We start from the raw sequence: 4,291 nt of genomic DNA on the forward strand, positions 1-4,291 counted from the left end.
CAGCTCGGTCCTCATGGCACTTGTATCGTCCCGGAAAACACCAAGCTGGTACAGTGTGTACCCTGCAAGCAGCAGATATATGAGTCCCCAGATAGCAAAGGTCAGCCCTGCAGGGGCAAAGAGATTGGGATAGGAATCTGAGATCTGGCCAGTGTTCACTCCATTGATCGGGAGGCCGTTGGCCAGAGCATTGACTGTAACCATCACCAGAAAAGTTATTGCTGTGATGACTTTAATAATTGTTACCCTTTCTTTTCTTTCCATTTTGTTCCCTTCCTGTTGTAACGTATAACCCTTCTTTGACAGTAAAGCAATAGAAGTGTTCTTAGTTGCGTGTATTTAAGAGCTATGTAATAAAAGACACTCAACTTCCATCGGTGGTCACAGATGTCCGAAATTCCAGCTCTGTTCTTTAGTAGATAAAGACCAAAACAATGGTGAGCGTGCACAATCCTGTGATGGTATCCAGGGTGTAAAAGAAGGGGCTGCGTGAGATCGGGTAAAAGATATATACCCATCAGCAATAATCTCTCTTTATGCATCAGCTTCTTTCCCTTATGCATAGCTCCAGTCACTGTGTGTTCCTGAGCGGTGCCGGTATCTCCACACTGTCAGGTATACCTGACTTCCGGGGCAGCAAGGGCATTTACAAGCAATTCGATGCGGATAAGATCTTCGACATCCATTACTTCCGCAAGGACCCTGCATATTTCTATACGCATGGACGAGAGTTCATCTACAACCTGGAAGAGAAGGAACCCAATATCATCCATAAAATGCTGGCTAAACTGGAAGACGAGGGGATGGTGAAGTCGATAATCACCCAGAATATAGACATGCTGCACCAGAAGGCAGGCTCCAGGCGGGTCATAGAGATCCATGGTTCTCCTGCACAACACACCTGCCTGCATTGCGGCAAAAAATTCCCTTATGAGCTTATTTCTCCTATTGTGCACGGACCACAGGTCGTCCCTAAATGTGACGGATGTGGAGGTCTTGTAAAGCCGGATATTATCTTCTTCGGAGAAATGCTGGACCAAAATGCCCTTTCTCAGGCGATCTCCGAAAGCTCGAAGGCCGATCTGATGGTTGTGGTCGGCTCGTCCCTGGTGGTCCATCCGGCAGCATCCCTGCCCCTGGACACTGTAAAGCATGGAGGCAGGCTGGTCATAGTCAATAACATGCCTACACCTCTTGATGAGTACGCTTATCTAAGATATCCTGACCTTGAAGAAGTGTTCAGGTACCTGGAAAAAGAGATCCGATAAGCATTTTATCTGTGGGATCAAGACAAAGCTGATGGAAAAAAGATAGTAGCCGGAGTGATCCGGCTATTAGGCCTATTCTGTTATCTCATCGTCTGTCCTGATGGCAGCGACCAATTCCACAGGAGAGACAAAGATCCTTCCATCGCCGAACTTACCTGTACGGGCCGATCTGCGGATGATGTCTATGATGGGGCGGACATCTTCGTCCTTGACCACCATGTCTATCTCCATCTTTGGGATCATATCCACTTCTATCTTTTTGCCCCTGTACTGGAGGCATATCCCTTTCTGAGAACCTCTGCCCTTTACCTCGTATACGGTCATGGCGAAATATCCTTGCTCTGCCAGGGCGGCCTTAACGTCGTTAAGCATCTCCGGACGTATGATCGCATTGATCTTCTTCATTGTCATCACCTCATGCGTTCATGGATTCTCCGTGCTGTGAGATGTCCAGTCCCACATATTCTTCGGTCTCTGTCACACGCAGTCCCATGGTCTTGTCTATCACCTTGGCAAGAATGTATGTTACCACGAAGGCGTATGAGATCGCAACACCGGCATCCAGAGCCTGGATCAGGAACTGGTGTACATTGCCGTATATGAGACCGTTCACACCTCCGATGGAAGCAGTTGCAAATATCCCTGTTGCAAGGGCTCCCCACAGACCGCCCATGCCGTGAATGGCCCAGGCGTCCAGGCTTTCGTCCAGACCCTTCTTCACACGGAAGAGCAGCATTCTGTAGCACAGCACACCTGCGATCCCACCTATTACGATAGCTGCCATGGGTCCGACGAATCCGCATGCAGGGGTTATTGCCACCAGGCCTGCCACTGCACCGCTTACCATTCCCAGGGAACTGGGCTTACCCTTTGCCCATGAAGCAAGCATCCAGGTAAGAGCACCTGAAGCTGCTGAAATGTTAGTTACTACAAAAGCGTTCGCTGCCAGACCGTTGGCTGCAAGTGCGCTGCCTGAGTTGAAGGCGAACCATCCGAACCACAGGAGAGCGCCTCCTACCAGGGTGAGTGTGACATTCTCCGCTTCCATGCTGAACTTACCGAACCCCGATCGCTTCCCGATCACCAGTGCCAGCGCAAGGGCGCCGAATCCGGAACTAATGTGTACCACAGTGCCTCCTGCAAAGTCCAGAGCTCCAAGCTGTGAAGCCCAGCCACCGCCCCATGCCCAGTGAGCAAGAGGATCATATACAAGGGTGGTCCACAGTACACCCAGTACTATGAAAGAGCTTAGCTTTATCCTCTCTGCAACACCTGATGTGAGGATCGCAAGTGTGACCCCTGCAAATACCAGCTGGAAAACCATGAAAAGCATGTCAGGTATGCCTTCTCCGTCCAGTCCTACGCCATTAAGTCCAAAGTGCTCTAGGCTTCCTATAAAACCTGAGATGTCTGGTCCGAAGGCCAGGGAATAACCGGCTGTTACCCACTGGATGGTCACTATTGCAAATGCTATGAAAGACATTGCGATCATTGAAATGACGTTCTTGTTCCTTACCATACCGCCATAGAACAAACCCACACCGGGAGTCATAAGCATGACCATGGCAGTGCAGATCAGAATAAAGGCAGTATCGCCTGTATCGAGCGCCATTCAATAACACCTCTGTATCTGGCAAGAGCCTGTAAACAATATCCTGTCGGATGACCGGATGATCTGCAACATTATTTTGCCTATAAATGTCGATTCCATTTCCATACACCATTATAATTATTATTTTACTGTTTTCTACAGTATGTATCCGTATTCCGACTTTATAGTATAAATATTTTACTTAAAACAGCTTGGATATTTAAAAATTCAGGAAATATCGATAAAACTTAACTTTTCACAATAAGAGAGAAGTAACTACAAGCCAAAAGCGCAAACTCATGAAAAACCCAAAAGAAAATGCACATCCCAAAATGTGCAGATAATGATCTCAGATCTTATTCAGGAAAAGTTCTTTTGAGAGATATCTCAAAAACACCGTTCCTGCAAGTATGTACCGCGGTATCTGGATCAACTGGCACGGGCAGCTCCAACATTTTTGAATATCCAAAGTTGGGTGCTATGACTACCAGCTCCAGTGCATCTGCAGAAGGAGAGAATTCCACATATTCTTCGTCCACTCCAAGTTCTGCGGTCACGTATACCGTGTCTTCGGTTTCAAAGACCTCGACCACCGGCTCAGTGCTATTGATATAGATGTCCCCTTCTTCATCATCCTCGTCCTCGGAAAAAGAGGAGTGGGCTATTTTGAAACCCTGTATATCAGGCTTTTCGCCGACCTTCTGGAAGATGGTATAGCCATAGATAAAGGACTCACCAAGGTCATCAGCATCTCTGGAGAACATGGACAGCAAGTGCTGAATGAGCTGTTCGATGTCCATGATCGGGCTCTTATCAAAATCCTCATCGAAAGAATGCTTTTTCTTGTCGTCCATATAATAGCTCCTTCGTAGGCTCTTAGCAGATCAAGTTGCTTGCCCACTTGTCCCCATTTGTTCTGATTTATACGAACAAGTAGTATATAAAGGTATACTTTCAGCACATTCTTACAAGTATAAGCGCTGTATACCCCTATGTAAATACATATCACTATACAATAAACATGTTTCGCCCTTAGGACCGGGACAGGTTGTATATTCCCATAGACCTATATCAAATCACGAAGAATACTGATAGTGGAGTGGTTTTATGAAGATCGATACGAATCTTGCAGTCGAGCTGATAGACATCACAGACAATGTTCTGGAAGACGTGAACAAAAGCTCAATACGTAGTGGCATATGTGTGATAAGTACTCCTCACACGACCACTGCTATTGTCATTAATGAGAATGAACCAGGGCTGCTTTCTGATATGTTCAACCTGCTTAACAAGCTGGTGCCTCCGGGAGCAGGTTATGATCACGATCGCATAGACAACAATGCTGATTCTCATCTGAGGGCTATGCTCCTGGGGTCCAGTGAAACGATACCTATCGTAGACGGAAAGCTTGTACTTGGCACATGGCAAAGGA

General features: G+C 47.0%; 5 protein-coding genes and 1 pseudogene. 2 read left to right on the forward strand and 4 right to left on the reverse strand.

From position 1 onward, the window contains the following. Nucleotides 1-264: pseudogene (locus A4E24_RS00110) on the reverse strand (tryptophan-rich sensory protein); the annotation flags it as partial. 272 nt (nucleotides 265-536) lie between these two features. Here A4E24_RS00110 and A4E24_RS00115 point away from each other — a divergent pair. Beyond that, nucleotides 537-1,268 carry an NAD-dependent protein deacylase gene (locus tag A4E24_RS00115; RefSeq protein ID WP_292350625.1) on the forward strand — a complete coding sequence of 244 codons (732 nt, stop codon included), beginning with the start codon at nucleotides 537-539 and terminating at the stop codon, nucleotides 1,266-1,268. A gap of 72 nt (nucleotides 1,269-1,340) precedes the next feature. On the opposite strand, the gene A4E24_RS00120 is transcribed toward A4E24_RS00115, so the two are convergent. The 3 genes from A4E24_RS00120 to A4E24_RS00130 form a co-directional block, all read right to left on the reverse strand. Beyond that, nucleotides 1,341-1,673: a P-II family nitrogen regulator gene (locus tag A4E24_RS00120; RefSeq protein WP_292350627.1), complete on the reverse strand. Its 333-nt coding sequence runs from the start codon at nucleotides 1,671-1,673 to the stop codon at nucleotides 1,341-1,343. Between the two features lie 10 nt (nucleotides 1,674-1,683). Beyond that, entirely contained in the window at nucleotides 1,684-2,880 is a 1,197-nt protein-coding gene (locus tag A4E24_RS00125) for an ammonium transporter (protein WP_292350629.1), read from the reverse strand. A gap of 335 nt (nucleotides 2,881-3,215) precedes the next feature. Next, nucleotides 3,216-3,713 carry an Hsp20/alpha crystallin family protein gene (locus tag A4E24_RS00130; protein ID WP_292350630.1) on the reverse strand — a complete coding sequence of 166 codons (498 nt, stop codon included), beginning with the start codon at nucleotides 3,711-3,713 and terminating at the stop codon, nucleotides 3,216-3,218. Between the two features lie 253 nt (nucleotides 3,714-3,966). On the opposite strand from A4E24_RS00130, the gene A4E24_RS00135 reads away from it, so the two are divergent. Next, nucleotides 3,967-4,291 (forward strand): secondary thiamine-phosphate synthase enzyme YjbQ (locus A4E24_RS00135; RefSeq protein ID WP_292350632.1); only part of this gene is annotated, 325 nt, incomplete at its 3' end.

This window comes from Methanomethylovorans sp. PtaU1.Bin093, from assembly GCF_002067275.1.
In the GTDB taxonomy this organism is placed as follows: Archaea; Halobacteriota; Methanosarcinia; order Methanosarcinales; family Methanosarcinaceae; genus Methanomethylovorans.